This is a genomic window from Nostoc sp. CCY 9925 (genome assembly GCF_963920935.1).
GTDB lineage: Bacteria > Cyanobacteriota > Cyanobacteriia > Cyanobacteriales > Nostocaceae > Nostoc.
In genome coordinates this window covers 1-2571 of record NZ_CAWUDO010000244.1, presented here as the reverse complement: position 1 = coordinate 2571, position 2571 = coordinate 1, and the positions used below count along the sequence as shown (strand labels likewise).

1 protein-coding gene is annotated in these 2571 nt (G+C 46.3%); it reads right to left on the bottom strand.

Features of this window, described 5'->3' with window-relative positions; genetic code table 11:
• The coding region (locus ACM0OY_RS40040) for a P83/100 family protein (protein WP_414574243.1) at positions 1-1941 on the bottom strand (1941 nt) is incomplete at its 3' end.
• Between the last annotated feature and the right edge of the window lie 630 nt (positions 1942-2571).

The window sequence follows — 2571 nt, the reverse complement described above, 5'->3', positions numbered from 1 at the left end:
GGCAATGGTTTGACCGTCGGGGCTAAATGCCACGCCCAAAACTGAACTGCTATGAGCTTCTAGTCGGTTACGTTCTTTGACTCCATAAATTACCTGGTGGAGTGTGGCTACTGCTAAAACGCGGGTATCTGGTTCTACATTTTTATCTGGAGTTTTGAGCCGTTTTCCTAACTTTAAGCCTGCAACTAAAGCATCAAGTTCTAAATTTGATCCCAAGAGGTTTTGTGATTTGAGGCTATCGGCAAGAATTTCGGCATTGGTTCGGCGTTTATCTGAGTCCGCTTTAGCGGCAGTTGCTTGCTGTTCTTGTTTTTGAGCAATGTTTTGTTGTTTTTTGGCTTCTGCTTGTCTTTCTCTGGCTAATTGTTCAGCCGCTTTGGTTTGCTCAAGGGCTTTTTCTAAGTCTATTCCTCGTTTTTCGGCAAGTTCCTGTGCAGACTTGGCTTTCACCTCACCTGTTTCAGCCCTTTGACGCTGCTTGTCTGCCTCCCGGCGTTGTTTCTCTGCTTTTTGCTGCTGGTTCTGAGCATTTTTTGTTTGACGGTCTGCTTCTAGACGCTGTATTTGTTCTCTTTGTAGGGCATCTTGAGCAATTAGACGTTGCTGTTTTTCATTGTCGCGGGCTTCTTGGGCAATCAGATTTTGCTCATAAATAGACCAAGTAAGTCCCGCCGATAATGTTGAAAACATTACCACTACTATTCCAATCACATAGGGCAGTGCAGGTTTAAGCTGTTCCCATCTATCCCGCAGGTTAAACGGCAAATGTTTATTAATCCACTTGTAATCAAAAACTTGCCGATAGATTTGATTCCGCACCTGCAAAACATTATTCTCCCGCCGCACTAACCCCGAAAGCTTCAAGTGAGATTTAGCTAAAGACTGTTCCTCATCCACAACCGCCCGCTTACCCCAGCGAATCTCGCGGTAAATAGTCAAAACCTCCGGGTCTGGTGAGCGTTTAGTCAGCATATCGCGGACAAACTGCAAGTTATTATCTTGCTCGCTCATCGCGCCAAAAAATGTGCTGTTAACTATTTTGTCTACATCAGCTGCGGATAAAACTTGATCCCCCCTAGCCCCCCTTAAAAAGGGGGGAACAATAGAACTGTTGCTAACGGGGACTGTGGGAATCTCCAAAACTGGAAGTTGACTGCCCCCCTTTTCAAGGGGGGTTGGGGGGATCAAAACCAAGGCATCACAGAGACGCTGAGTTAAATATGGATGTCCCCCCGTCCACTTCAACGCCCAGCCTAATACCTGCTTTGCTTCATCGCTGGGTAATCCCAAACCATCAGCCAGGGGTAAAGCTTCCTCTAAGGTAAAATCAGTTAAATCTACACGTTGTCCAATATTAAACGGTGTGCGCTTGGCATCGCTGATTAAATCGCCAGGAGTCGCTACCCCCATTAAGACAAAAGAAAGCCGCCCAAATTCAGCATTAGTCGCACGGGCAACATAGAGATAACGAATGGCGATAAAAAAATCATCGGTAAAATCCAGGCTGAGGGTAGAGTCAATTTCATCCACAAAAATCACCACTTGCCCCTCAACCTCAGCCAGCAAAACCTTCTCAAAAAACTGTGTCAGCCGTTGCGATACTCCCAGATGCTCGTGTTCTTGCCACCAACTCACCACATCTGTATCAAACATCAGTTGGTCATCTAGCTTAACCAAAAAGCCAAAATACCACTGTTCGGCTGTGACACTTGCCCCCAATTCCTGGAGGTCAACAATTACCGAGCGAATTCCCTCGTCCGTCAGCGTTTGCGCTGTGCGTACCATGAGGCTAGACTTACCCATTTGGCGAGGTGTCAGCACATAAGCGAAAATTGCCGACCGACATAAACCGAGCAATTCTTCATCAGCTTGACGGGGAATGTAAATCCCACCGCCAGCCTGCACAGTCCCGCCAACAGTATAAATGGTTGGATTAGCCATGTCACAGACTCCGAGAAGAAGGGGAACGCAAAGGGCGCTGACTCCATTTACAATGACATTGTGTAATACATTTTGTCTATTTACCTAAAAATTGCTGTAAAAAAAATTGTAGGTTGCATTGAGCAGAGCAAAACCCAACATTAAGCGTTAATTGTTGGGTTTAGTTCCTCAACCCAACCTACACGTATAGCTAAGAATGAGTTTTTAGGTGATTTCTGACAAAGAATATACCCAGGTTGACGAGTTTCGACTTCCCTGCGGGACGCTACGCGTAGCGTCCCGCAGGGAAGTCGAAACCAACGGCGGCGGTAGATTTATTAACGGAAATTGCCTTATACCAATTCTGTATGAAGATGCACATAACAAGACCCCCCTATAGTCCCCCCTTGCCAAGGGGGGACGGCGACAGCCGGGGGGTAAATATATGCAGCTTCACAAAGAAACGGTATTATAGCAATTCTGTATGAAGCTGCACATAATCAAGACCCCCCTGTAGTCCCCCCTTGCCAAGGGGGGACGGCGTAGCGGGGGGTAAATATATGCAGCTTCACAAAGAAACGGTATTAATACTCGTCAACGAGTATTTGAACTGGATGAATCCACCTTTTATCTCCGTTAACGAGTATTTGA